Annotated in this window: 1 protein-coding gene and 1 pseudogene; both read left to right on the top strand. The window is 55.4% G+C overall.

Annotated features, from left to right (window positions below):
* A partial coding sequence (locus tag HW443_RS11880; protein ID WP_176236406.1) for a transposase family protein occupies window positions 1-315 on the top strand: 315 nt, incomplete at its 5' end.
* 4 nt (window positions 316-319) lie between these two features.
* Window positions 320-977: pseudogene (locus HW443_RS11870) on the top strand (ISL3 family transposase); the annotation flags it as partial.

Here is a 977-nt window from a genome sequence, read left to right as displayed (position 1 = left end):
TTCCCCCAGTTCCGGGTGGCCTGTCCCGACTGCGGGGTGGTAACCGAGGAACTTCCGTTCGTGGAGCCCCGGCTCACCTACACCAGGCGCCTGGCTGCCGAGGTGGCTCTCTCTTGCCGTGAGACCCGCTCTCTCAAGGCTATAGCGGCGCAATATCACCTGGACTGGAAAACAGTGAAGGAGATAGACAAGCAGGCGCTAGAGGAGGAGCTTCCCACGCCTGCGGAAACCCCAGCAAGATTGCTCGCGGTGGACGAGTTCTCCATCCAAAAGAGGCACAAATACGGCACCACGGTGATAGACGCAGAGGCCTGAGGCGGTGCTCTGGGTGGGGAAAGACCGCAGGCAGGAGACCTGGGAGGAGTTCTTTTCCCTCTTTGGCGAGCAGAACTGCTCAGGCGTGGAGGCCGTGGCCATGGACATGTGGGACCCTTACCAGGCGGCGGTGAGAAAGCACTGTTAAGGCGCCGAAATCGTCTATGACCCCTTCCATATCATATCCGCCTATGGGAGGGAGGTGGTGGATAAGGTAAGGGTTTCCGAGACTAAGAGGGCCCAAGAGAAATACAAGGACCTATACAAGGGAACCCGCTATATCCTTCTCTCCAACTCCGAGAACCTGAAAGATTGGCAACAGGAGAAGCTCTCCGAGCTATTGGCCTTGAACAAGAGACTCTTCACCGTGTACGTCCTAAAAGACGACCTCAAGCGCTTGTGGCACTACCGCAGCCCCTACTACGCGGAGAAATTCTTCTGGGGTTGGTACAGGAGGGCCATTTACTCCAAGATCGAGCCACTGAAGAAATTCGCCAGAATGCTCAAGAGAAGACTTCGGGGCATTCTCGCCCACTGCCGCTATCCCATCCATACCAGTGTTCTGGAGGGGATCAACAACAAGATCAAGGTCATAAAGAGAGTGGCTTATGGGTATAGAGATATGCAGTATTTCTTCCTGAAGATACGGGGTGCTTTTAGGC

Source organism: Candidatus Hakubella thermalkaliphila (genome assembly GCF_013281975.1).
In the GTDB taxonomy this organism is placed as follows: Bacteria; Actinomycetota; Humimicrobiia; order Hakubellales; family Hakubellaceae; genus Hakubella; species Hakubella thermalkaliphila.
The sequence above is the reverse complement of the archived record's forward strand: the minus strand, read 5'-3'. Positions and strand labels throughout refer to the sequence as shown.